We start from the raw sequence: 22,146 nt of genomic DNA, 5'->3' as shown, positions 1-22,146 counted from the left end.
GGAACGGACAAATCGAACAGGATTCGTCCGGCCGGACTGGAATGGAAACTCAAACGCCGGCGTTTTTACGACGCCGGCGTTCTTAAAATCATGCGGCGTTGAGCTTCTTCTCCGCAGCTTCAGCGGCATGTTCTGCCGTGATGCCGAAATGCTTGTAGAGATCGTTGATCTCGCCCGAAGCGCCGAAGCCCTTCATGCCGATGAATATGCCGTTCTCGCCGATGAAGCGTTCCCAGCCGAGTGAGATTGCCGCTTCGATCGCCACCTTGACCGGCGCATTGCCGATGGTCGCGGTCTTGTAGGCATCGCTCTGCTGTTCGAAAAGCTCGAAGCAAGGAACCGAAACGACACGGGTGGCAATGCCTTTGCCTTCCAGCAGGTCGCGGGCCTTGAGTGCGATTTCCACTTCCGAACCGGTCGCGAAGATCGTCACCTTGGCATCCTTGCTTGCCGCAGCAAGTTCATAGGCGCCGAAAGCCGAAAGGTTTTCGTCGCGATGCTCGGTACGGACCGTTGGCAGGTTCTGGCGAGTCAGAGCCATCGTCGATGGCGTCTTCTTCGATTGCAGGGCAATCTGCCAGCATTCAGCCGCTTCGACAGCGTCGGCAGGGCGGAACACATTGTGGTTCGGAATGGCGCGCAAGGCGGCAAGCTGTTCTACCGGCTGGTGGGTCGGGCCGTCTTCACCAAGACCGATGGAGTCATGCGTCATCACGTAAACGACGCGGATGCCCATCAGCGAGGAAAGGCGCATAGCCGGACGGCAATAATCCGAGAAGGTCAGGAAGGTGCCGCCGTAAGGGATCAGCCCGCCATGCAGCGTCATGCCGTTCATGGCTGCTGCCATGCCGTGCTCACGGATACCGTAATGGACGTAACGCTGGCCGTAGTCTTCCGGCGTTATGGCCTTGGTCTGGCTCGTCTTGGTGTTGTTCGAACCGGTGAGATCGGCGGAGCCGCCGATGGTTTCCGGCACGACACCATTGATGACTTCCAGTGCCATTTCCGAAGACTTGCGGGTTGCGACCTTCGGCTTGTCCGCGGACAGCTTCTTCTTGTATTCGATGATGGTTGCATCGAAGTTGGAAGGCAGGTCGCCACGCATCCGGCGCTCGAATTCAGCGCGGGTGTCCGCTTCGACGGCAGCAAAGCGCTTTTCCCATTCCTGACGCTTCCTGGCGGCATTCAGACCGGCAACGCGCCAGCCGTCCAGCACTTCTGCCGGAACGACGAAGGGTTCAGCATTCCAGCCGAGCGCCTTGCGGGTTGCAGCGATTTCTTCAGCACCGAGCGGCGAGCCATGCACCTTGTTGGTGCCAGCCTTGTTTGGTGCGCCGAAGCCGATGGTCGTCTTGCAGGCGATGAGCGTCGGCTTGTCGGAAACCTTGGCCAGTTCGATTGCCTTGGCAATCGCATCCTGATCGTGACCATCAACAGCCATGGTGTTCCAGCCGGAAGCGGCGAAACGGGCTGGCTGATTGGTATTGTCGGAAAGCGTGACCGGGCCGTCGATCGAGATGTTGTTGTCATCCCAGAACACGATCAGCTTGTTCAGCTTCAGATGACCGGCAAGCGCGATGGCTTCCTGACTGATGCCTTCCATGAGGCAGCCGTCACCGGCAATCACATAGGTGTAATGGTTGACGAGGCTGTCGCCGAACTGTGCATTGAGGATACGTTCGGAAAGTGCCATGCCGACGGCATTGGCGATACCCTGTCCGAGCGGGCCGGTCGTCGTCTCGATACCGGCGGCGTGACCATATTCCGGATGGCCTGCTGTGCGCGAACCGAGCTGACGGAAATTCTTGATCTCGTCGATGGTGATGTCTTCGTAGCCCGAAAGATAGAGCAGCGAATAGAGCAGCATCGAGCCGTGGCCTGCGGAGAGCACGAAACGGTCGCGATCCGGCCAGTGCGGGTTCTGCGGGTCGTGCGAGAGAAAACGGGTATAAAGCGTCGTCGCTATATCGGCTGCACCCATCGGCAGGCCGGGATGGCCCGAATTGGCTTTCTCTACCGCGTCCATAGAGAGGAAGCGGATCGCGTTGGCCATCTGGTTTTGTTTGTCGGAATTGGTCATGGTCTCAGCCGTCTTTCCTTGGGAGGGGTTAACGGGGTTGCGGCGATGCCTTTTGCCTGAGCACGATCCGTGTCCAAAACGGCTTCATGCGTTTCGGGATCACGCTCCAGAAGGCATCGGGACACATAGCACCTGCGTATAAGGAGTCAATAAACCGATGACTTTTGGGCAATAAACTGTCCGCGACTAATCGATTGAGTTGTGTGGAAAGCTGTAGAACAATCACCGAAAAGCCGTTTTTGCACCGATAACGGTGCATGAACGTTTAGATGCGCCCCTCATTTGTTGCTTATCGGGCGGGTGATTATTACAATCTTTTCAAAGATGCCCGTCCCGCAGGCGCGATTCGATCCCCATAAGTTGGCCCGCGAATTGGCATTGGAAAGGATATGGATGGCACCCGAAACGACCCTCAGGCAAGTCTTGGAACGGCTGGAAAAGGCACTCAATACGCTTGAACAAGCGGTCGATCTGCGGCTGGACAAAGAAGGCGACTTCGCCGAGGCCGAGGAGGAGGTGCAGCGTATGAATGCGGATCGCAGCCGTCTCGCCCAGGAACTCGATCAGTCGGAAGCGCGCGCCGAGCGGCTGGAAGCTGCTAATCGCGAGGTTTCACGCCGCCTTGTGACTGCGATGGAGACAATCCGCGCCGTTCTGGACCGATAGGAGGCTACCATAGCGACCGTAACCGTTACCATTGATGGCAAGGCCTACCGCATGGCCTGCGACGAAGGACAGGAAGAACACCTGTCCGGGCTTGCCGACCGTTTCGATCAATATGTCACGCATCTCAAAACGTCCTTCGGGGAGATAGGCGATCTGCGCCTGACCGTCATGGCCGGGATCATGGTGATGGACGAAATGGCCGAGATGCAGAAACGTATCAACGGTCTGGAAAGCGAAGTTGAAACGCTGCGCCGTGCACGTGATGAAGCGCTTGGTCGCGCTGATAGCAACGATGCTGCCTTGACAGGCATGCTGTCGGATGTGGCGTCGCGCATCGAGCAGGTGGCTTCGCGCATCGCACCACGGAACAGCTGAACTTCGTTCAGATTTTTCTGAAAAGTTTTCCTGTTAAGCCGGTGTAAGCCACTGGCGTTCCCATCGGGCAGGTACTATATTGGGCCTTGGCGAACTGCGCTTCCCGACAGGTGTAACAGCATCCCCGGGGCCTTATTGATCTCTAAGGGAGCTGTCCCTGTGAAGGCTTGCGGGCTTTCGCATATGGCGCCCACCTACTTTGTAGGTTCCCGGGATCAATCACTACCATCGGTCGTCGTGGTCGCCGCTTTCTTTTCCTCTGGCTGTCGCAGGATAGCTATGAGCTTGATCTAACGGACAATTTGTTCGTAAACATGCGCAAAGCTCCAACGATTTGCGCATCTTGATGAAATCTCCTGAAACAGCATCGCCCGATTCATCGGAAAGACTGGCCGTCGCGGTACCCATCGCATTCGTCTACGGCCTTCTGCTCTATGTCATGATCTGGTCGGGCCAATATGCGGATGCGATGCCCGTCATTGCGGGCCTGATGCTGTTACCGATGGCTGTTGCCAGCCTTGCTTCGAGCCTTTCCGACCCGCGTGCGCAAAAAAGCCTGTGGCGGCATGTCCGTATGGGATGGGCTATCATCGCCGGGCTTGTCGTTATCAGCATGGTCTTTTTCCATGAAGCAGGAATTTGCGTGGCCATGGCCGCTCCGTTTTTCATGGTGTTCTCGGCGCTCGGTTCGACGGTGACCTTGTGGATCATCCGGCAATTTCGTTCGCGTCGCACCACGACGCTGGTGATTGCGCTGCCGCTGCTCGTTCTGCCAGCCGAACTTCAGATGTCCTACATCCCGCATGATGGCGCTGTAACCACGGTGATCGAGATCGCAGCGCCGCCGGAAGTCGTCTGGCAGCAGACGGTTGAAATCCGCAATGTGCGCCCGGACGAACTGTCGTGGACATTCAGCCATGGCATTCTTGGCGTGCCGCAGCCGGTGGATGCAAGGCTGAACGGTACTGGTGTTGGAGCGGTACGCGACTTGCAGTGGACGCATGGCGTCAATTTTCAGGAAATCGTCACGCAATGGGAAGAAAATCGGCTTCTGGCGTGGGATTTCCGCTTCGGCCCTGGCTCCATACCGCCCGAGGTGGAAGCGCATATCAAGGTCGACAGCACCTATCTGAAGCTTGCGCAGGGTGATTATCGTCTTGAGCCTCTCACGAATGGTCACACGCGTCTCACGCTGACGACCCATTATCAGATCGCCACGCCGATCGATTTTTACTGTGACCTGTGGGGCAAACTGTTCCTCAATGACTTCCACGGCGTTGTTTTGAAGGTCATTCGTGACCGCTCGGAGAAGGTCGCGTATGGCGCGGGCGGGGTCACTTGACGGATTGGCTCTTTGCGGTTCCACTGCATGGTGAAAAACGGCAGCAGGGAGTGGCTTGGAATGACGGCAACGGAGCGCAGCCCCGGTCTGGAAAAGCAGGAGCTTAGACGCAAGGTTCTGGCGGTCCGTGATGCGCTTGATCCGCGCTTTCATTACGAGGCTTCGCTGGCGGCAGCCAAAAAAGGTGAAGCTGCAATTGACGTTCCCAAAGGCACCTTGATTGCTGGTTATTGGCCGATCCGTTCTGAAATCGACCCACGCCCATTATTATCGGCGCTTCGCGCCAAGGGTGCCCGGCTTTGCCTCCCCGTTGTTCTGGACAAGGAAACGATTGCCTTTCGTGAATATCTGCCTGATGCCAGATTGCGTCAGACGGGTTTCGGCACGATGGGACCGGGAGCAGATGCGCCGATTGTCGATCCTGCGATCCTGTTGATGCCACTTGCAGGTTTTGATCAGCGTGGGCATCGACTTGGCTATGGTGCAGGACACTACGACCGCGCGCTGGCGCGGTTCACGGAACGCGGATTGCAGCCACTTCTGATCGGCATGGCCTTCGACTGCCAGGAAGTCGAGCATGTGCCAAATGAGCCGCATGATATCGCGCTCAACCAGATCCTGACGGAGAGCGGCTTGCGTTCGCTTGGCGCAGGTTTATAAGGCACTCCCATGAGATTGCTTTTTCTTGGTGATATGGTGGGCCGGTCGGGCCGGAATGCAGTTTATGAAAAGCTGCCGGGGCTGATTTCCGATCTGAAGCTGGACTTCATAATCGTCAACGGCGAAAACGCCGCGGGCGGCTTCGGCATTACGGAGGAGATTTTCCACGATACCATTCGTGCTGGCGCCGACGTCGTCACGACCGGCAATCACGTATGGGATCAACGCGAGGCGCTGGATTTCTCCAAGCGCGAAGACCGCTTTCTGCGCCCGGCAAACTTCCCGAAAGGCACAGCCGGAAAAGGCGAGGGGCTTTATATCGCCAAAAATGGCGCCCGCGTTCTCGTGTCGAACGTCATGGGCCGGGTGTTCATGCATCCCGATCTCGATGATCCGTTTATCGCGGCCGAGAAAATTCTGGAAGCCTGTCCCCTTGGCGAGCAGGCTGATGCCGTGTTCTTCGATTTCCATGCTGAGGCGACGAGCGAAAAGCAGTGTTTCGGTCATTTTGTCGACGGTCGCGCCAGCGCTGTTGTCGGGACTCACACGCATGTCCCGACTGCCGATTGCCAGATTTTGCGCAATGGCACAGCTTATATGTCTGATGCAGGCATGTGCGGTGATTATGATTCCTCACTCGGCATGGACAAGGAGGAGCCACTCAACCGCTTCCTGTCGAAAGTGCCCAAAGGACGGTTCGAAGCGGCGAATGGTCCGGCTACCGTCTGCGGTGTGGGCATAGAGATTTCGGATCGCACGGGGCTTGCAGAAAAGGCCGCTCCCTTGCGCATCGGTGCGCATCTGGAGGAAACTATTCCGGTATTCTGGCGATAACGTCTTATTTTAGCTTGAAGTATGATGTTATCTATAATTAGGCCGCTATTTTAATCCGGCAGCTTTCTGCCAGTTGAATGGATTTTCCAGACTACTATCTCCTTGCAACGAGTTTTTTTGCAAGGGGACGCAACTCAATGGATTTTTTTGCCGAGTATCTGGGATTTCTTTCGACCCCTGCCGGCTGGGCCGCGCTGGTTACGCTGGTGACGATGGAAGTCGTCCTCGGTATCGACAATCTGATCTTCATCTCGATCCTTACCAACAAGCTGCCCGCCTCGCAGCAGGCGCGCGCCCGCCGCATCGGCATTGGCGCGGCGCTCATCCTGCGCCTGGCGCTTCTTTTCACGATCTCGATCATCGTCCAGCTCAAGGATCCGATCTTCGAGGCGTTCGGTCATGGCTTTTCCTGGCGTGACATCATCCTGATTGCTGGCGGCCTGTTTCTTGTCTGGAAGGCGACCAAGGAAATTCACCACACGGTCGATCCCGATGATGGCAAGGAAAATATCGGTGGCAAGGTGGCTCAGCTCACCATGGGTGCCGCCATCGTGCAGATCCTGATCCTTGATCTGGTTTTCTCGGTCGATTCGATCATCACCGCCGTCGGCATGACCGATGAGATCGCCATTATGGTCATTGCCGTGGTCGCAGCCGTTACCGTCATGCTGCTTGCAGCCGATCCGCTTTCGCGGTTCATCGCGGCGAACCCAACCATCGTCATGCTGGCGCTGGGCTTCCTGCTGATGATCGGCATGACGCTGATTGCCGACGGTTTCGGCTTCCACGTTCCCAAGGGCTATATCTACGCCGCCATGGGCTTTTCGGCGCTGGTCGAGGCGCTCAATATGATGGCCCGGCGAAAGCGCAAAAGCCAACAGTAAAAGCCAGATACAACAAGGCCACCCGTCTCATCCTGAGGCGGGTGGCCTCGTTATTTTAACGCCGTGAAACTGGTCTGTTGTGGCAATTCTCGTGCAGAGGTTCGACCATTCGCAACGCTCGCAGGCTTTGCGTAGTGTGCCTTCTGCAAAAGCGCTGCGCATTACGGCAAGCCGCTCTGCGTCGAGCCCGAAACGGTTCTGCGTGGAAAGCGTCTGGCCGAGAAGTTTGCCTACGGCCTCCAATGCCAGCCGGTCACGCTCGCGAACACTCGCTTCGTAACAATGGCAATCGCCCCCGCAGAGCAGGGGCGCGCAAATGTCGTCCGGGCCATCGACGAGAAGAATATCTTCTCCTTCGCTCAGCCGCCCGGCAATCCTGTCGTAGTTCTCGACGAAAGCCGGGCTGTAGCCTTTGCCGACAAAAGTCAGCATGCAAAGGAGGTGATGGCCGCGCAGGCGTACTGTCACCTGGCAGATCAGGCCTTGCCGTCGCGGGCGATGGCCTTGAGGATCGCAGCGCCGAGAGCCGACTTGATGAGGGCGCCGACGAGGAACGGCGTCACGCCGAAGGCAACAGCCTTTTCAAGGCCAATGATGCTGGACAGCCAGGCCGCGCCAAGAGCAAGGCAGACCACATTGGCGGCAAGGAACGAAACGAAGGCGAGGCCGACGCGGTTACCGTTCCAGCCGCGTTCGGCCAGATAGCCGGTCAGCGCGGCGATGATCGGGAAGGAAACGAGATAGCCTGCGGTCGGGCCTGCGAAATGCGGAAGACCACCAGCGCCGCCTGCAAGGACCGGAAGTCCGAGCATGGCTTCGCCGAGCCAGGCCAAAACCGTGGCCATGCCAAGACGCCAGCCATAAAGCGCGCCGATCAGCGGAACGATCAGGGTCTGCAGCGTGATCGGAACCGGAATCATCGGAACTTCGATCTGCGACGAGATGGCGAGAACCAGCGTACCAAGCGCAACGGCCGCAAGGCGCATCGCAGGGGAGCGGGATTCCAGATTGAGCGGGCTGAAGGATGGGCGCGTCTGGGTGATGGTCGTCATAGCTTCCTCAAATTATAGATAAAATTGAGATTCGATCTATATCTTCTTAAAGCTCCTGACGATAAACGCAAGAGGTGGTGCAAAGAGAACGGCGCGTGGTTGTGGGAGACGCGCGCCGAGACTCTGTCGCGCAGACGAAAATCTGCACGAGTGACCAGAATGGCGACGATGAAAAAGAGGTGCTTATCTGTGCAAGCGCCTGATCAACCGACAATCGCAAACGAATCGCGCGTCTTGCCCGATGCGGTCTTGACCGGACGGTGTCCAATCCATTGTACATGACGAGCGAGAATGGTCACTGCGCTCTCGACATCGTTCTGGCGCAGCGCCTGCAATATGGCGCGATGGTCGTGGTCGGTGCGGGTTTCCCATTCCGACCGCCAGGTCGCGAAGAGAAACCGGGCGCTGGCAGCGTGAAGATCATCGATGGCTGCAAGCAGGCGCGGCATCTTGCATGGTTCGAGGATGAGCCGATGGAAGCGGCGATTGGCGTCTTCCCAGCTTCTGACATCGCGTGACTTGTCGCCTTCCAGTGTGGCCTGTTCGGCGGCATCAAGCGTTGCCTGCGTGATGTGCGGGGCTGCATGGCGCAGCGCCAGGACTTCCAGAGCGGCCCGCATTTCCGCCACTTCCCTGATTTCGCCGATGTCGAACGATGCAACCCGAACGCCACGCCGAGGTTCGGAAACAGCAAGCCCCTGAGCCTCCAGTCGCCGGAATGCTTCGCGCACCGGCACATGGCTGGTCTCGAACTCTTCGGCAATGTGATCCTGTCGCAGTTTCGTGCCGGGCTCGATCTCACCGGCGATGATGCGGTCGGCAAGAATGCGGCTGATACGGGCTGCGATGGTTTCGCTGGGGGTGTTCTGGGCGGGCTGAATCATGAATTTATAGATAATCCGCTTTGCCTGGCGGGTCGAGCAATATTGCTTTTGTTGACAGAGATTCGGGGGGCACCGGCGCTTTTGCTGGACGAATGGGCCTGAATTCCTTATAACGCCGCCATTCTGCACGGAAAGCACTGTGGCCCGGCATGTGGCCCTTCTCTGCTTGATCTCTGTTTCATGCGTGACGCTTTCTCCGTGCACAGCATTTTAAACAGAACAGGGGTGCCATGGCCGGCCATTCACAGTTTAAGAATATCATGCACCGCAAGGGCCGTCAGGATGCGGTGCGGTCGAAAATGTTTTCCAAGCTCGGACGCGAAATCACCGTCGCTGCCAAGCAGGGTCTGCCTGACCCCACGATGAACCCGCGCCTGCGTCTGGCGATCCAGAACGCCAAGGCGCAGTCCATGCCGAAAGACAATATCGAGCGCGCCATCAAGAAGGCCGCGGGTAACGACGGCGAGAATTATGATGAAGTGCGCTACGAGGGCCGTGGCCCCGGCGGCGTATCGGTTATCGTGGAAGCACTGACGGACAATCGTAACCGCACGGCATCGAATGTGCGTGCAGCCTTCACGAAGTCGGGCGGTGCGCTGGGCGAAACCGGTTCGGTGTCCTTCATGTTCGACCGTGTTGGCGAAATCGTCTACAAGTCCTCCGTCGGCGACGCCGACAAGGTTATGGAAGCGGCCATCGAAGCCGGTGCTGACGATGTGCAGTCCGGTGAAGAAGAACACGTCATCATCTGCGCGTTCGAAGATATCGGCGAAGTGTCCAAGGCTCTGGAAGCTGCTCTCGGTGAAGCCGAATCGATCAAGACGATCTGGAAGCCGCAGACCAATACCGAGCTGGATGAGGAAAAGGCGCGTTCGGTTCTCAAGCTTCTCAACGTGCTCGAAGACGATGACGACGTGCAGAACGTTTACACGAACTTCGAAGTCAGCGACGAAGTGATGGAAAAGCTGAGCGCCTGATTTCTCGTGCTCACAACAATGATGCAAAACTCCCGGTTATCCGGGAGTTTTTTTGTGCCCTGATGAATGAAATTCAGGCATAAAAAAACCCCGCCGAGGCGGGGCTTTTCAACCAGATGCAATATCAGATTAGATGCCGAGATTGCCGAAACGGTTCTTGAACTTCGTAACGCGACCGCCGCGATCGAGCAGGGTCTGCGAACCGCCCGTCCAGGCTGGATGGGTGGTCGGGTCGATATCGAGGTTCATCGTATCGCCTTCTTTGCCCCAGGTCGAACGGGTCATGTATTCGGTGCCATCGGTCATCACGACCTTGATGGTGTGGTAGTCGGGATGGATATTGGCTTTCATCTTCTCAATCCTGAAAGTCTGGGGTGAAAAGCGCAGCCTTGACTATCGAAACTGCGGCACTTTCGCCCAATGGCAGATATGAAGACCCATTACCTACAGGCAACGGCTTCCAAAAGGGTTGGCGAGCCTATACATCAGGCGCACGGCAATAACAAGGGCGCAAACACAAGAATGGCCGACCGGGATACTGAAATTGATATGAATCACGAATTGACTGCAGAAGATGGCCGCAAACGCCGCACGCTGAAGCCGCTGAAGAGAGTTTTGCCGTTTCTGGCACCCTATAAGGTCCTGGTTGCAGGCGCGCTCTTTTCGCTGGTGCTGGCCGCTGTAACGACCCTTGCCGTGCCCGTCGCGCTGCGTCGCATGATCGACCATGGCTTTACGGGTTCGAATGCGATCTTCGTCAATAATTACTTCGGCATGCTCGTGTTGCTGGCGCTCATTCTCGCGCTGGCGTCGGGCCTGCGTTATTTCTTCGTGATCTCGCTCGGCGAGCGAGTGGTCGCGGATTTGCGCAATGCGGTCTTTTCGCATGTGACGGCGCTTTCGCCGGAATTCTTCGACCGGTCACAGTCGGGTGAAATCGTTTCGCGCCTGTCGTCGGACACGACGCAGATCAAGTCGGTGGTGGGCGCTACGGCCTCTGTCGCGCTGCGCAACATGATTCTGGGTGTCGGCGCGCTGGCGATGATGGTCGTGACCAGCCCGAAGCTTTCTGCGCTGGTCATTGCTGCCATCCCGATCATCGTTGTGCCCCTGATCGCCTTCGGACGCTCGGTGCGTCGCCGTTCCCGTATGACGCAGGACATGCTGGCGAAGGCCAATGCCTATGCCAGCGAACAGATCGGCGCGATGCGCACGCTGCAGGCCTTCACCAACGAGAATATGGTGGTCGGGCGTTTTGGCAGCGCGGTAGAAAAAGCCTTTCAGGCGGCGCGTTCCTCCATTCAGGCGCGTGCGATCCTAACGGCCTTTGCCATTTTCCTGATCTTCTCCAGCATTGTTGCGGTGCTCTGGTTCGGTTCGCGTGATGTGCTGGCCGGCACGATGTCTGCCGGTACGCTCGGTCAATTCGTGCTTTATGCCGTGTTCGCAGGCAGCTCCTTCGGCGCCTTGTCGGAAGTGGGTGGGGAACTGGCGCAGGCGGCAGGGGCTACGGAGCGGCTTGTCGAAATTCTGGACGAGCAGCCGGGTATTGCCGCGCCTTTGAAACCTGTTGCCATGCCGGTGCCGCCACGCGGTGAGGTCGTGTTCGATTCCGTGCATTTTTCCTATCCGACGCGTCCGGATGCACCGTCGCTCAATGGCGTCAGCTTCACTGTGAAGCCCGGCGAGACTGTTGCGATTGTCGGTCCCTCGGGTGCAGGCAAGAGCACGATCTTCGCGCTCGTCATGCGCTATTACGATCCGCAGTCAGGCAAGATCCTGATCGACGGCGTGGCTTTGCCTGATGCTGACCCGCAGGCCGTTCGGGCGCGCATCTCAACCGTGCCGCAGGATGTGGCGATTTTCGCCACCAGCGTGCGCGAAAACATCGCCTTCGGTAGACCCGGAGCGAGCGACGAGGAGATTGTGGCAGCGGCAAAGGCAGCCCTTGCGCATGATTTCATCATGGCGCTCGACAAGGGCTATGACACGGAAGTCGGCGAACGCGGTGTGACGCTTTCAGGGGGGCAGCGCCAGCGCATCGCCATTGCGCGGGCAATCTTGCGTGCTGCGCCCATCCTTCTTCTTGATGAAGCGACATCGGCGCTTGATGCTGAAAGCGAGATGCTTGTGCAAAAGGCTCTGGACAGTCTGATGGCTGATCGCACGACGCTTGTCGTCGCGCACCGGCTTGCCACCGTGCTCAAGGCCGACCGCATTCTGGTGCTCGACCATGGCCATATTGTCGAAGAAGGCACACATCAAAGCCTTGTCGAGAAGGGCGGCATCTATGCCCGTCTCGCCAAGCTGCAATTCGAGGCAGGTGCTGGAGCCTTCGCTGCGAAGTGAAACGGGGGGCGTTGCCCCCGTTATTTCTTCTTATCGTTCGGTCAGCTTCAGCTCGATGCGCCGGTTCTTAGATCGGGCATCGGCTGTGTCGGAGGCGTCGAGCGGTTGATATTCCCCGAAACCTGCTGCAACGAGCCTATTGGCGGGGACGCCATTGGCGATCAGGAATTTGACCACTGCGGTTGCGCGGGCTGACGAAAGCTCCCAGTTGTCGCGGAAGCGTCCCGTGCCAGTCAGAGGCACATTATCCGTGTGACCGTCGACACGCAGTACCCAGTTGATGTCATCCGGGATTTCCTGATTGAGCTGGATCACCGCGTCGGCAAGTTTCTTCATCTCGTCCTGACCGGCAGGATTGATATCCGCCGAGCCTGTCGGGAAAAGAACTTCCGACTGGAAGACGAAGCGGTCGCCGACGATACGGATATTCTCCTTGTCCGACAGGATTTCACGCAGGCGTCCGAAGAAGTCGGAACGATAGCGGTTCAGCTCCTGCACACGCTGCGCCAATGCGACATTCAGGCGGCGACCGAGATCGGCGATCTTGGCGTTCGATTCGCGGTCGCGACTTTCTGAAGCGTTGAGCGCATCTTCAAGTGCTGCGATCTGGCGGCGAAGGGCTGAAATCTGCTGGTTCAGCAGTTCCACCTGACTGAGTGCACGAGCGCTGACCTGCTTTTCGGCATCAAGGCTTTCGGACAGTTCGCCAGCGCGCTTTTCAGCGGCAGCACCTGCGCCGCTGCCTTCGTTCAAAAGGCTTTGCAGACGTGAACGCTCGCTTTCCGTGCTGGACAGCGAAGCCTGCAGATTGGCGATGGTGTCCTGCATGTCCTGCGAATTGCTGCGCTCCAGCGACAGAAGCTGTGTCAGTTCCTGTATCTGGCTATTGAGCCGTGCGAGAACGCTATCCTTGTTGTTCACCTCGCGGCTGAGCAGGAATTGCGCCAGCACGAAGACGGTAAGCAGGAACATGATTGCGAGCAGCAGCGTCGTCAGGGCATCGACGAAGCCCGGCCAGTAATCGACATGCCTCTGGGAGCGGCGGTTGCGGGCGAGGGACATGGCTGCTTACTCCGCCTTGTCCGTGCGATCGGATTTGCGGTCGTGCGAGCGCTCGCCGATGGCCTTGGTGAGACGATCAAGCGTCTGGCGGATAGCCTTCTGCTCGTCCGCTTGTTTTTCCACCCAGTCGCGCATGATCTGCTGCTCGCTGCGCATGTTCTTGACGAGGCCCTGTATGCCTTCGGCAAGATTGGCCAGCGCTGCCGTGGTGCGCTGCGTGGATGCGTCGCCGCCATGCAGGTTCTGCAATCGGTCGGCCAGAACGCGGATTTCTTCCGTGCCTCCGTTCTGGTCGGCACCGATATCGGAACCGAGATCGGTGACGGAGGAAAGCCAGTTTTCCAGTTCTGTATAGAAACGATTTTGCGCGCGGCCCGCCTGAAGGTCGAGGAAGCCGAGAATCAGCGAGCCGGAAAGACCGAACAGCGAAGACGAGAAGGCTGTGCCCATGCCGGAAAGCGGAGCTTGCAAGCCTGCCTTCAACGCATCCAGCACATCGCCGGTGCTTCCTGAATTCGGGTCGAGGGTCTGAATAGTGCGCCCGATGGAGCCGACCGTTTCGAGAAGGCCCCAGAATGTTCCGAGCAGACCAAGAAAGACCAGAAGTCCGATCAGATAGCGCGATATATCCCGGCTTTCATCAAGACGTGTCGCGATGGAATCGAGGATCGAACGCATGGAGGCAGTGGAAAGCGCCATCGACTGGCGGCGGCCGATCAAAGCCCGCATCGGTGCAAGCAGGACGGGCGGTCGCGTGGTGCCGTCGCGGTCACCGTCGCGGAATGAGTTGACCCAGCGAATCTCTGGCAGAAGTCGCAACACCTGTCCGAAGGCCAGCAGAATACCGACCAGAAGAACGCCGAGAATGAGCCCGTTAAGGCCGGGATTGGTGACGAAGAACGTATGGATCTGCCGCATCAGGATCGCGGCCAGAAAAGCCACGATAATAAGGAAGATCGCCATGGAGAGAATGACAATGCGCGGGCTCGACAGGCGGTAGGGGTCGTAATCGCGTCCCTCGTCCAGACGGTCCCGGGAAACTCTCAAATCGCTCATGCGTTCCGCTCCATGGTCGCGTGTTTGAAAAGAAGCCTACTTCATTAATTCGTGAAGCGGAATCATTGGAACAAGAAAATTACGCGGATTTGTGGAGTGTGCTGTCAGGCTCGCGGGATGGTCTGAATATCGTAGAGCAAAAAGTTTATAATATTAAATCCCGTGATCTTAATATAATTTATTTCTTATATATACCTATATAATTGATGGTAATAAATAAATTATAAGTTGCTATTTTTAAGTTTTCTAATTTTGATAATTATTGCTTCGTACACTCAACTTTGTGAGAGGGACTAAGCATGAATTGGTGGAATATTCTTGGGAATATACTTGAGGCTCTGGGAAAGTTTCTCGGCCAACTGTAGCATAATTTTCTATAGATACGCTCTAAATTAATAAAAAGGCCGAGCCATTTAAGCGCTCGGCCTTGTTTTTAGATTGCTGGAGATGACCCAGGTGAAACAAACCATTGGATCGACAAAGCAGCAGGTCTTTTTTAGATCGGTTTGTTGATCGTTTTCAGCAATGCCTTCTGAATGATTTCATTGCCTGCAACGATGGTCTTGGTGCCGAAAATGTCCTGACCGCCATTCTTGTCCGAGACGAAACCACCGGCTTCGCGGATCATAAGAATGCCTGCGCCGAGATCCCACGGATGCATGCCATCTTCCCAGAAACCATCCAGACGGCCGCCTGCAACATAGGCGAGGTCGAGTGCAACAGCGCCCATGCGGCGAATGCCTGCGGTTTCGGCCATGACATTGCGCAGTTCGACCAGATAATGCCCGTGATGGCCGCGACCCAGATGCGGGATACCCGTGCCGATAACGGAATCGACCAGCTTGTTGCGTGATGCGACGCGCAGGCGACGGTCATTGAGGAATGCGCCACCGCCGCGTTCTGCGGTGTAAAGCTCATCCATGGCCGGATTGTAGATGACGCCGGCGACGATCTGCCCCTGACGCTCGAGAGCGATGGAGACTGCGAAAACTGGAATGCCGTGCAGGAAATTTGTGGTGCCGTCGAGAGGATCGATCAGCCAGCGGTGCTGTCCGTCCTTGGATTCAACCTCGCCGGATTCTTCCATCAGGAAGCCATAATCCGGGCGGGCGCGGCTCAATTCCGTATAGATGATCTGTTCGGCGCGGCGGTCTGCTTGGCTGACATAGTCGCCGGGGCCCTTGAGAGAAACCTGAAGATTCTGGACTTCACCAAAATCGCGAGCGAGGCTGCGGCCGGCCTTCATAGCGGCCTGTACCATAACGTTGAGAAGGGCTGAGCGGGCCATTTCATTGTCCTTGTAAGCACGATCCCGAAGCGTGGATTTTGAAAGGGATCAAGCAGTTAATCATAAACAGAATGTCGAACATCCGAACCGAAACACATTCGGTGGAGGTCGAGGAATTGAGCGATCTGAGAAAGAACGGTCGCAAACTTTGCGACATGGATAAAGTGGTGCCTGATTCAGGCACCACAAATCTCGTTTTTCGTATTAAGCGCGGCTGACGTAGGTCAGTTCGTTGGTATCAACGATCACGCGTTCGCCGGATGCGATGAACGGCGGAACGAGGATGCGGATACCGTTTTCAAGCACAGCCGGCTTGTAGGACGAAGCAGCGGTCTGGCCCTTGACGACCGGATCGGCTTCGGTGATGGCAAGCGTGACCTGATCCGGAAGGCGGATACCGATTGGCTTTTCTTCATAGAGTTCGACAGTAACCATCATGCCGTCCTGAAGGAAAGCGGCACGGTCACCGACGAAATCCTTGGCCAGCTCAAGCTGTTCGTAGGATTCGGTGTCCATGAAGATCAGCGCTTCGCCCTGTTCGTAGAGGAACGAGAAATCCTTCTGTTCCAGACGAACGCGCTCGACGGTTTCTGCAGCGCGGAAACGTTCGTTGAGCTTGGTGCCGTTGATGAGGTTCTTCAGTTCGACCTGATTATAAGCGCCGCCCTTGCCAGGCTTGACGGCGTTGGTCTTGACCGCAACCCACAAGCCGCCAGCATGTTCGATGACATTGCCGGGGCGGATTTCGTTACCATTGATCTTCATGAGCTTGATCCGGAATGAAAATGTGAAACCATGTGCGGTTCGACGCATGACGACGAAAAGGCAACCGTCCGGCATTATTCCGGAGATTGCGCACCTGCCTTATACTCGAACCACGATAATCGGCGTCTCAAGACCATAAAAAGGCGCTTGGCGCAAGCCTGAGCGCGAAAAGAGAGCCAATCCAGCCTCAAAATTCGCCCAAAAATCAGCGGACGCGCAGATTGTTGGCGGTTTCTATGGCCTGTTTAATCTGGTCATCAGCCAGTCCGTCCATCATGTCGTTGAGGTCTGGTGAGCGAAAACCGGCGCGCTGGGCAACAATATACCAGGCCGCTGCTTTGACGAGATCGCCTTCTGTGCCAATGCCATCGCGATAGAGGCGGGCGAGCCAGGCCTGTGCCATCACCATGCCGCGCTGTGCGCCAAGACGCATCCAGCCAAACCCCTGTTCGTAGTCGCGGTCGCCACCGCGGCCCTCAATCAGCCAGCGGCCCAGATCGAACTGCGCCGTATCATAACCCTGTGCGGCAGCAAGCAGGAGATAGACGCGCGCTTTCTTGTCGTCGCGGGGGATGGTCGGGGTACCGTTGGCATAAATCTGGCTGAGTGCATATTGTGCATCGGCCAGCGTGGCCCCGGCCGCCTTCTCGAACCACGGGAAGGCGAGATCGATGCCCGGCTTGCCCGGCGTTTTTTCCATCAGCATCTGGCCGTAGTTGAACTGCGCCATGGCATTGCCACCCTCGGCAGCCTTCTTCATCAGTTCCTCTGCCTTGACGGGGTCTTTCCTGGCGTAGGTGCCCTGAAGCAGAAGTGCGGCATAGCGGAACTGCGCTTCTACAACACCGTTATTGGCTGCTTTCTCGTACCATTCCGCCGCCAGTTTCTGGTTGGCGGGGATGCCAAGGCCGCGCGCATAAATTTCTGCAATGAGTGTCTGCGATGCTGGGTCGCCCTTTTCAGCCTGTGGCTTGGCCAGATTGAAAGCGGTCAGATAAAGGCCACGCTGAAATGCACCGAAAGCCTCGTCTGCCGGTTTGTCGCCGAAACGGCTTGGGTCGATGTGGGGCATCGGTTCGGTCGTTGCCGGTTGCGGCAGCATCACCGGCTTGGCAGGCTTGTCGGCTTTCTTATCCTGACGATCACCCTGATGGCTGTTCTTTTGACCGTGCACCGGCTCGCCCGCTGCCAGAGCAGGCAGGACCGGCAGCGCGATTGTCAAAATGGCAGCGAGAAGAAGTTTGTTCTTCATGGGCATCGGCAAGACCTTGATGAAGGGATCAGTTTTCAAAGCGTGGCGCGTTCTCATCGAGAAGCCGGTTGGCTTCCGCGACAGCTTTTGCAGGGTCTTCGGCGTCGAAGACCGCCCGACCGAGCGCAACGAAATCCGCGCCGGTTTCGGCTGCGGGGATGATGCTTTCCAGTGTGCTTCCGGCTTGCGCGATGCTGGGAATTTCCACCATCTGCGACCACCATTCGGCCAGCGACAGGTTGCGCGGATGGGCATCCGGCTTGTTATCCGCACCGATCTTGCCGAAGAAAACATAATCGGGCTGCAACTCGCCGATTTCCATTGCGCCATGGCGGTCGCGCAGATTGCCGGTGCCGACGATCATCTTCGGCGTATGTTTTTCGATCGCATCTGCCAGATCGGCAGCCTTGCCTTCGATATGAACGCCATCTGCACCGACGCGACCCGCGATGCGCGTATCGTTCAGGATAAGCGCGGCGGCGCCTTTTTCCTGAATGACGGGGATGACCTTTTCAGCCGTGGCCTGAAAAGTGGCTTCGTCGAGATCGCCGGTGTCGAGAATGACGCTTGCAACGTCACCGCCCGAGAGTGCAGCCATCAAAAGCTTTGCGAGGGCCGCGCCGTCGGCAAGTGGAGGCGCAACCAGCACGATGCGGCAGCGTTCGGTTTCAGTCTGGTGAGCGGGCGTGTTCATGAGCCAAGCCTAACGGGAAAAACGTGATGGAATTCGGGCAATAGAGGCGTTCTGTTTACCGGAAACGGAAGCGGGGCTCTATCTATTTGTTTTGTCGCATTTATGCGACGCAACCGGGCTTCGGCAAGTATTCATTGGCGAAACCTTCTCGGGCCCGCGCCTGTCCGGGCTGGCATAATGTTATCCACTGGAACGAAAGTTGATCGGAACCAACCCGGTTCTGCCGGGATTAACGCGTATATAAGCCACACCAAGACCGGGCGCTGAACGCTCCGGCAGAACGTGTGAAACTGTTCCGGCACCCATCCGGAATGACACGAAGAAAAGTGGAAAGGCTCGCAATCCCAAGTGCAGGCACTTTCCTTCAAAGATAGGCAGGCTGGTAAATGAATATTGCGACCGCTAGAGAAGCGATGCCCGCACAACCGACGAAAATGCGCGACACGCGCATCGACGTGTTTCGTGCGCTCGCGCTGCTAACGATCTTCATCAACCATGTGCCCGGCACGATCTACGAGCATTTCACGCACAAGAATCTGGGCTTCTCCGATTCGGCTGAAGCTTTCGTGCTGATTTCCGGCATGGCCGTGGCGCTTGCCTATGGATCTAAATTCGCTCCCGGCAATCGCCTGCTTCTGTCGCTGAAAATGTGGCGCCGCGCTGGTGTGCTCTATACGACGCACATCATGACGACCATGGCGACCATCGCCATTTTCGCCGCTGCCGCTATCTTCCTGAAGCGTTCGGAGTTGCTTACGCAGATCAACATCGCGCCGCTGGTCAAGCACCCGGTCGAAGCGCTGTTCGGCATCGTCACGATGGGTCACCAGCTCGGCTATAACAACATTTTGTCGATGTATGCCGTGATGCTGGTTTTGACTCCGATCCTGCTTCTGCTGGCGCGCATCAGTCTGCCGCTCATGCTCGGTGTTTCCGGCACGGTCTGGTTCCTGTCAGGCCTCTATCACGTTGCGCCGGTAAATTATCCGACCGAAGGCGTCTGGTTCCTCAATCCGCTGTCGTGGCAGTTCCTGTTTGCAATCGGTATTGCAGGCGTGATTCATGTGCGTCGCGGTGGCGAGCTGCCGAAGCATCCGCTGCTGATCGGCCTTGCCGTTGGCTATCTGGTGCTGGCGCTGGCATGGGTGCGTATTCCGCTTTGGGGCATCGATGCGTCGATGGGCTTGCCCATGGTTCTTACCGGCTTCGACAAGACTTTCCTGTCGGGTCCGCGTCTGCTGCACGTGCTGGCGATTGCTTATCTCATCGCCGTCGTTCCGACGCTGAACAATATCGCCCGGACTGCGCCGGATAATCCTCTCGCCGTTCTCGGCAAGCATTCGCTGCCGGTCTTCATTGCCGGTACGCTGCTGGCAATGGTTGCGCAGGTGATGAAGCTCGTGAACCCGGGCGGCCTGCCTTATGACACTTTGCTGATCGCAACCGGCATCGTGATGCAGTTCGCACTGGCCTATTATCTGGAATGGCTGCCAACCATCGGTTGGGGCAAGAAGGGGGCTCCCGTTTCGGCAAAGCCCGCTGTTCCTGCTGCCGAACCCGTCAAGATGCAGGTTGCGTCAAACTCCAAACCCGCGATGCAGCGCTATTAACCACTACTGATCAGCCGCCCATTTCGGGCGGCTTTTCTTTGAGTGAAAAGTGCCGGATTGCGTGAGATTATCCACAGCGCTACGCAGAAATTAACCATTCATTAATCTTAAGAATGTTAAATGGTTTACATCCAGTTCGGCTGGATTCTTACCGAGTGGTTTAGCCACTCTGTTTGACGCCTCCCTGTTAAACTCCTGAGAGCCGCCATTGCGGCTCTTTTTTTGTGCGCTTTTTGCTGCATATCGGGGGAATATCGATTTCCACATGCAGGCGCGCGGAACGGAACAACTGCCCAATCCGTTCTATTTACAAGCTTTCGTCAAAAGCCTCTGAAAATGTTAACCGAATGTTAAACATAAACTTGCGCGACGGTGTATGAAGGTGCAGTTTATCGTGGACTTGTTTAGCACAGCTGTTCCGTCTCAGCCTCCCCCATGGTCGAACAGCGGTTCAATGGTTTCATTCGTATCCGTCTGGCATATCCCACTGGACGAATACGGCAACGGAATGGGCCGCCGATACAGGCGGTCATGCAAGGTGGCAGAGCAGTGATTAGCGAACAGAGCCAGATGCCGAGCAATATGATCAGCCTCGCAGAGCGCATGGTTTTCTCGGATTCGTTCAAGCCGATCTATGCAGAAGGCATGGATATGGTCGAGGAAGCGGCAAGCTATCTCGACGGCGAAGGCCGTGAGGATGCGCGCAATCTTTCGCGTGTGGCTGCGACGCTCTATGCCGCCGAATCGATGCGTCTGACCACGCGCCTGATGCAGGTTGCTTCGTGGTTGCTGCTCCAGCGCGCGGCGCGCAACGGTGAAATGACCCGTCAGCAGGTTGCAGCCGAGAAAGCCAAGGTGCGTCTTGATACGCCATCGGCGGGTGAAATCGCGCAAGGCTGGTCCGAACTGCCTGCAGCATTCATGGAGCTGGTCGAACGTTCCATGCGCCTTCAGGCGCGTGTGCGCCGTATGGATCGCGAAGTTTACGGTGAAGTGGTTTCGCTGCAGGGCGTTCCACGTGGCAATCCGGTTTCCGAACAGATCGTATTGCTCAAAACTGCTTTTGGCGCTTCATAACGATTGATCATGTGCGCCCTTCGTGGCGCATGTTTCTCTTTTGTTCACTTTTCTGCTGTCAAGTGAATCCGTCTGAGGATAGGGTTCGCTTATGAAAGAAACGATTCGCATCATTGGTATCGATCCGGGCCTGCGCCGTACCGGCTGGGGCATTGTCGAATCGTTGGGCAATTCACTGCATTTCATCGGTTCGGGGACTGTGACCTCGAATGCCGAGATGGATCTCGCATCGCGCCTCTGCCAGTTGCATGAAGGACTTTCTAAAGTCCTGCATGAATATATGCCGCACGAGGCGGCGGTCGAACACACCTTCGTCAACAAGGACGCAACGGCGACGCTCAAGCTTGGTCAGGCGCGCGGCATTGCCTTGCTGGCGCCCGCGCAGGCTGGACTGCCCGTTGCCGAATATGCGCCGAATGCTGTGAAGAAGGCTGTAATCGGCGTTGGACACGGTGAAAAACAGCAAATCCATATGATGGTGAAAGTGCTGATGCCGCGCGCATCGTTCGATACGAGCGATGCCGCCGATGCGCTTGCCATTGCCATTTGTCATGCGCATCACCGGCAAAGCATCGCAAGTGCGCGCCGGTTGCAACAACTTATCGCGTAGGTGGCCATGATCGGTAAGCTCAAGGGTGTGATCGATGAAATTGCCGAGGATCATGCCGTCATCGACGTGCATGGTGTTGGCTATGTTGTGTTTTGTTCGGCGCGCACGCTCGGCAATCTGGGCGGTGCGGGCGAGGCGGCCATCCTGTTTATCGAAACCTATGTTCGCGAAGACATGATCCGCCTTTATGGCTTTGCCAATCAGCTTGAGCGCGAATGGTTCCGCCTGTTGCAGAATGTGCAGGGCGTTGGCGCCAAGGTGGCTCTCGCCGTGCTCGGCACGTTGTCGCCGTCGGAACTCGCCAATGCAATTGCACTACGCGACATCGCTATGGTTTCGCGCGCGCCGGGTGTCGGCAAGAAGGTTGCTGAGCGCATCGTGACCGAACTCAAGAACAAGGCGCCTGCCTTCGCTGGTGATGCGAGCGGCACGATCGGACTCAAGCAGGAACTTGGCGCGGGCGCTGCTCCGGCGCCGGTTGCCGATGCGGTGTCGGCGCTTTCCAATCTCGGCTACTCGCGTGATCAGGCCGCCAATGCCGTCGCCGCGGCCTTGAAGGAAGCGGGGGAGAATGCCGATTCGGCCAAGCTCATCCGCCTGGGTCTGAAGGAATTGTCGCGGTGATTTAC

The 22,146-nt window shown here is 57.1% G+C and carries 23 protein-coding genes and 1 other RNA gene; 13 read left to right on the top strand and 11 right to left on the bottom strand.

The annotated features are described in order from the left end of the window. Positions 1-88: 88 nt before the first annotated feature. Positions 89-2,080, bottom strand: coding sequence for a transketolase (gene tkt, locus KWJ32_RS18930; RefSeq protein ID WP_012091321.1), 1,992 nt, complete (start codon positions 2,078-2,080; stop codon positions 89-91). 393 nt (positions 2,081-2,473) lie between these two features. Between tkt and KWJ32_RS18925 the strand changes: the two genes are divergently transcribed. The 7 genes from KWJ32_RS18925 to KWJ32_RS18895 all read left to right on the top strand — a co-directional run bounded on the left by KWJ32_RS18925 (position 2,474) and on the right by KWJ32_RS18895 (position 6,841). After that, positions 2,474-2,746, top strand: coding sequence for a DUF4164 domain-containing protein (locus KWJ32_RS18925; RefSeq protein ID WP_010661399.1), 273 nt, complete (start codon positions 2,474-2,476; stop codon positions 2,744-2,746). Positions 2,747-2,755: 9 nt separating this feature from the next. Continuing rightward, positions 2,756-3,121, top strand: a complete 366-nt coding sequence (locus KWJ32_RS18920; protein WP_029376275.1) for a cell division protein ZapA — start codon at positions 2,756-2,758, stop codon at positions 3,119-3,121. A gap of 88 nt (positions 3,122-3,209) precedes the next feature. Beyond that, positions 3,210-3,368, top strand: a non-coding RNA gene (ssrS, locus tag KWJ32_RS18915) — 6S RNA. 99 nt (positions 3,369-3,467) lie between these two features. After that, on the top strand, positions 3,468-4,463 hold the full coding sequence (locus KWJ32_RS18910) for an SRPBCC family protein (protein ID WP_012091322.1): 996 nt from the start codon (positions 3,468-3,470) through the stop codon (positions 4,461-4,463). Between the two features lie 60 nt (positions 4,464-4,523). Further along, positions 4,524-5,123, top strand: a complete 600-nt coding sequence (locus KWJ32_RS18905; RefSeq protein WP_012091323.1) for a 5-formyltetrahydrofolate cyclo-ligase — start codon at positions 4,524-4,526, stop codon at positions 5,121-5,123. Between the two features lie 9 nt (positions 5,124-5,132). Then, complete coding sequence (locus KWJ32_RS18900) at positions 5,133-5,957, top strand: TIGR00282 family metallophosphoesterase (RefSeq protein ID WP_012091324.1); 825 nt, start codon at positions 5,133-5,135, stop codon at positions 5,955-5,957. A gap of 137 nt (positions 5,958-6,094) precedes the next feature. Next, positions 6,095-6,841 carry a TerC family protein gene (locus tag KWJ32_RS18895; protein WP_012091325.1) on the top strand — a complete coding sequence of 249 codons (747 nt, stop codon included), beginning with the start codon at positions 6,095-6,097 and terminating at the stop codon, positions 6,839-6,841. Positions 6,842-6,868: 27 nt separating this feature from the next. Here the strand turns inward: KWJ32_RS18895 and KWJ32_RS18890 are convergent, their stop codons facing one another. The 3 genes from KWJ32_RS18890 to KWJ32_RS18880 form a co-directional block, all read right to left on the bottom strand. After that, entirely contained in the window at positions 6,869-7,309 is a 441-nt protein-coding gene (locus tag KWJ32_RS18890; protein WP_012091326.1) for a DUF1284 domain-containing protein, read from the bottom strand. A gap of 8 nt (positions 7,310-7,317) precedes the next feature. Beyond that, positions 7,318-7,893 carry a biotin transporter BioY gene (locus KWJ32_RS18885; RefSeq protein ID WP_012091327.1) on the bottom strand — a complete coding sequence of 192 codons (576 nt, stop codon included), beginning with the start codon at positions 7,891-7,893 and terminating at the stop codon, positions 7,318-7,320. Positions 7,894-8,096: 203 nt separating this feature from the next. Then, the gene (locus KWJ32_RS18880) at positions 8,097-8,777 is read right to left on the bottom strand and encodes a GntR family transcriptional regulator (protein WP_012091328.1); all 681 of its coding nucleotides are present in this window, start codon (positions 8,775-8,777) and stop codon (positions 8,097-8,099) included. Positions 8,778-9,007: 230 nt separating this feature from the next. Here KWJ32_RS18880 and KWJ32_RS18875 point away from each other — a divergent pair, with 230 nt between their 5' ends. Then, on the top strand, positions 9,008-9,754 hold the full coding sequence (locus KWJ32_RS18875) for a YebC/PmpR family DNA-binding transcriptional regulator (RefSeq protein WP_010661390.1): 747 nt from the start codon (positions 9,008-9,010) through the stop codon (positions 9,752-9,754). Between the two features lie 129 nt (positions 9,755-9,883). On the opposite strand, the gene rpmE is transcribed toward KWJ32_RS18875, so the two are convergent. Continuing rightward, positions 9,884-10,105 (bottom strand): 50S ribosomal protein L31, encoded by a 222-nt coding sequence (rpmE, locus tag KWJ32_RS18870; RefSeq protein WP_002964804.1) that lies wholly within the window; start codon positions 10,103-10,105, stop codon positions 9,884-9,886. Positions 10,106-10,174: 69 nt separating this feature from the next. Here rpmE and KWJ32_RS18865 point away from each other — a divergent pair, with 69 nt between their 5' ends. Beyond that, a complete protein-coding gene (locus KWJ32_RS18865; protein WP_029376274.1) occupies positions 10,175-12,103 on the top strand; it encodes an ABC transporter transmembrane domain-containing protein in 1,929 nt (642 codons plus the stop codon). 30 nt (positions 12,104-12,133) lie between these two features. On the opposite strand, the gene KWJ32_RS18860 is transcribed toward KWJ32_RS18865, so the two are convergent. The 6 genes from KWJ32_RS18860 to KWJ32_RS18835 all read right to left on the bottom strand — a co-directional run bounded on the left by KWJ32_RS18860 (position 12,134) and on the right by KWJ32_RS18835 (position 18,220). Continuing rightward, a complete protein-coding gene (locus tag KWJ32_RS18860) occupies positions 12,134-13,165 on the bottom strand; it encodes a peptidoglycan -binding protein (protein ID WP_010661388.1) in 1,032 nt (343 codons plus the stop codon). 6 nt (positions 13,166-13,171) lie between these two features. Further along, on the bottom strand, positions 13,172-14,221 hold the full coding sequence (locus KWJ32_RS18855; RefSeq protein ID WP_012091329.1) for a MotA/TolQ/ExbB proton channel family protein: 1,050 nt from the start codon (positions 14,219-14,221) through the stop codon (positions 13,172-13,174). A gap of 496 nt (positions 14,222-14,717) precedes the next feature. Further along, positions 14,718-15,509 carry an inositol monophosphatase family protein gene (locus KWJ32_RS18850; RefSeq protein WP_010661386.1) on the bottom strand — a complete coding sequence of 264 codons (792 nt, stop codon included), beginning with the start codon at positions 15,507-15,509 and terminating at the stop codon, positions 14,718-14,720. Between the two features lie 204 nt (positions 15,510-15,713). Beyond that, the gene (efp, locus tag KWJ32_RS18845) at positions 15,714-16,274 is read right to left on the bottom strand and encodes an elongation factor P (protein WP_010661385.1); all 561 of its coding nucleotides are present in this window, start codon (positions 16,272-16,274) and stop codon (positions 15,714-15,716) included. Positions 16,275-16,479: 205 nt separating this feature from the next. After that, the gene (locus tag KWJ32_RS18840; protein ID WP_040130061.1) at positions 16,480-17,526 is read right to left on the bottom strand and encodes a tetratricopeptide repeat protein; all 1,047 of its coding nucleotides are present in this window, start codon (positions 17,524-17,526) and stop codon (positions 16,480-16,482) included. A 28-nt stretch (positions 17,527-17,554) separates the two neighbouring features. Next, complete coding sequence (locus KWJ32_RS18835; RefSeq protein ID WP_151610308.1) at positions 17,555-18,220, bottom strand: thiamine phosphate synthase; 666 nt, start codon at positions 18,218-18,220, stop codon at positions 17,555-17,557. Between the two features lie 386 nt (positions 18,221-18,606). Here KWJ32_RS18835 and KWJ32_RS18830 point away from each other — a divergent pair, with 386 nt between their 5' ends. The 4 genes from KWJ32_RS18830 to ruvA all read left to right on the top strand — a co-directional run bounded on the left by KWJ32_RS18830 (position 18,607) and on the right by ruvA (position 22,141). Next, the gene (locus KWJ32_RS18830) at positions 18,607-19,830 is read left to right on the top strand and encodes an OpgC family protein (RefSeq protein ID WP_085982332.1); all 1,224 of its coding nucleotides are present in this window, start codon (positions 18,607-18,609) and stop codon (positions 19,828-19,830) included. Between the two features lie 570 nt (positions 19,831-20,400). Next, positions 20,401-20,907, top strand: coding sequence for a DUF1465 family protein (locus KWJ32_RS18825; protein WP_010661381.1), 507 nt, complete (start codon positions 20,401-20,403; stop codon positions 20,905-20,907). A gap of 91 nt (positions 20,908-20,998) precedes the next feature. After that, the gene (gene ruvC, locus KWJ32_RS18820) at positions 20,999-21,517 is read left to right on the top strand and encodes a crossover junction endodeoxyribonuclease RuvC (RefSeq protein WP_010661380.1); all 519 of its coding nucleotides are present in this window, start codon (positions 20,999-21,001) and stop codon (positions 21,515-21,517) included. Positions 21,518-21,523: 6 nt separating this feature from the next. Further along, positions 21,524-22,141 carry a Holliday junction branch migration protein RuvA gene (ruvA, locus tag KWJ32_RS18815; RefSeq protein WP_125300913.1) on the top strand — a complete coding sequence of 206 codons (618 nt, stop codon included), beginning with the start codon at positions 21,524-21,526 and terminating at the stop codon, positions 22,139-22,141. Positions 22,142-22,146 lie beyond the last annotated feature (5 nt).

This window comes from Ochrobactrum sp. BTU2 (assembly GCF_024539785.1).
GTDB classification, from domain to species: Bacteria; Pseudomonadota; Alphaproteobacteria; order Rhizobiales; family Rhizobiaceae; genus Brucella; species Brucella anthropi.
The sequence above is the reverse complement of the archived record's forward strand: the minus strand, read 5'-3'. Positions and strand labels throughout refer to the sequence as shown.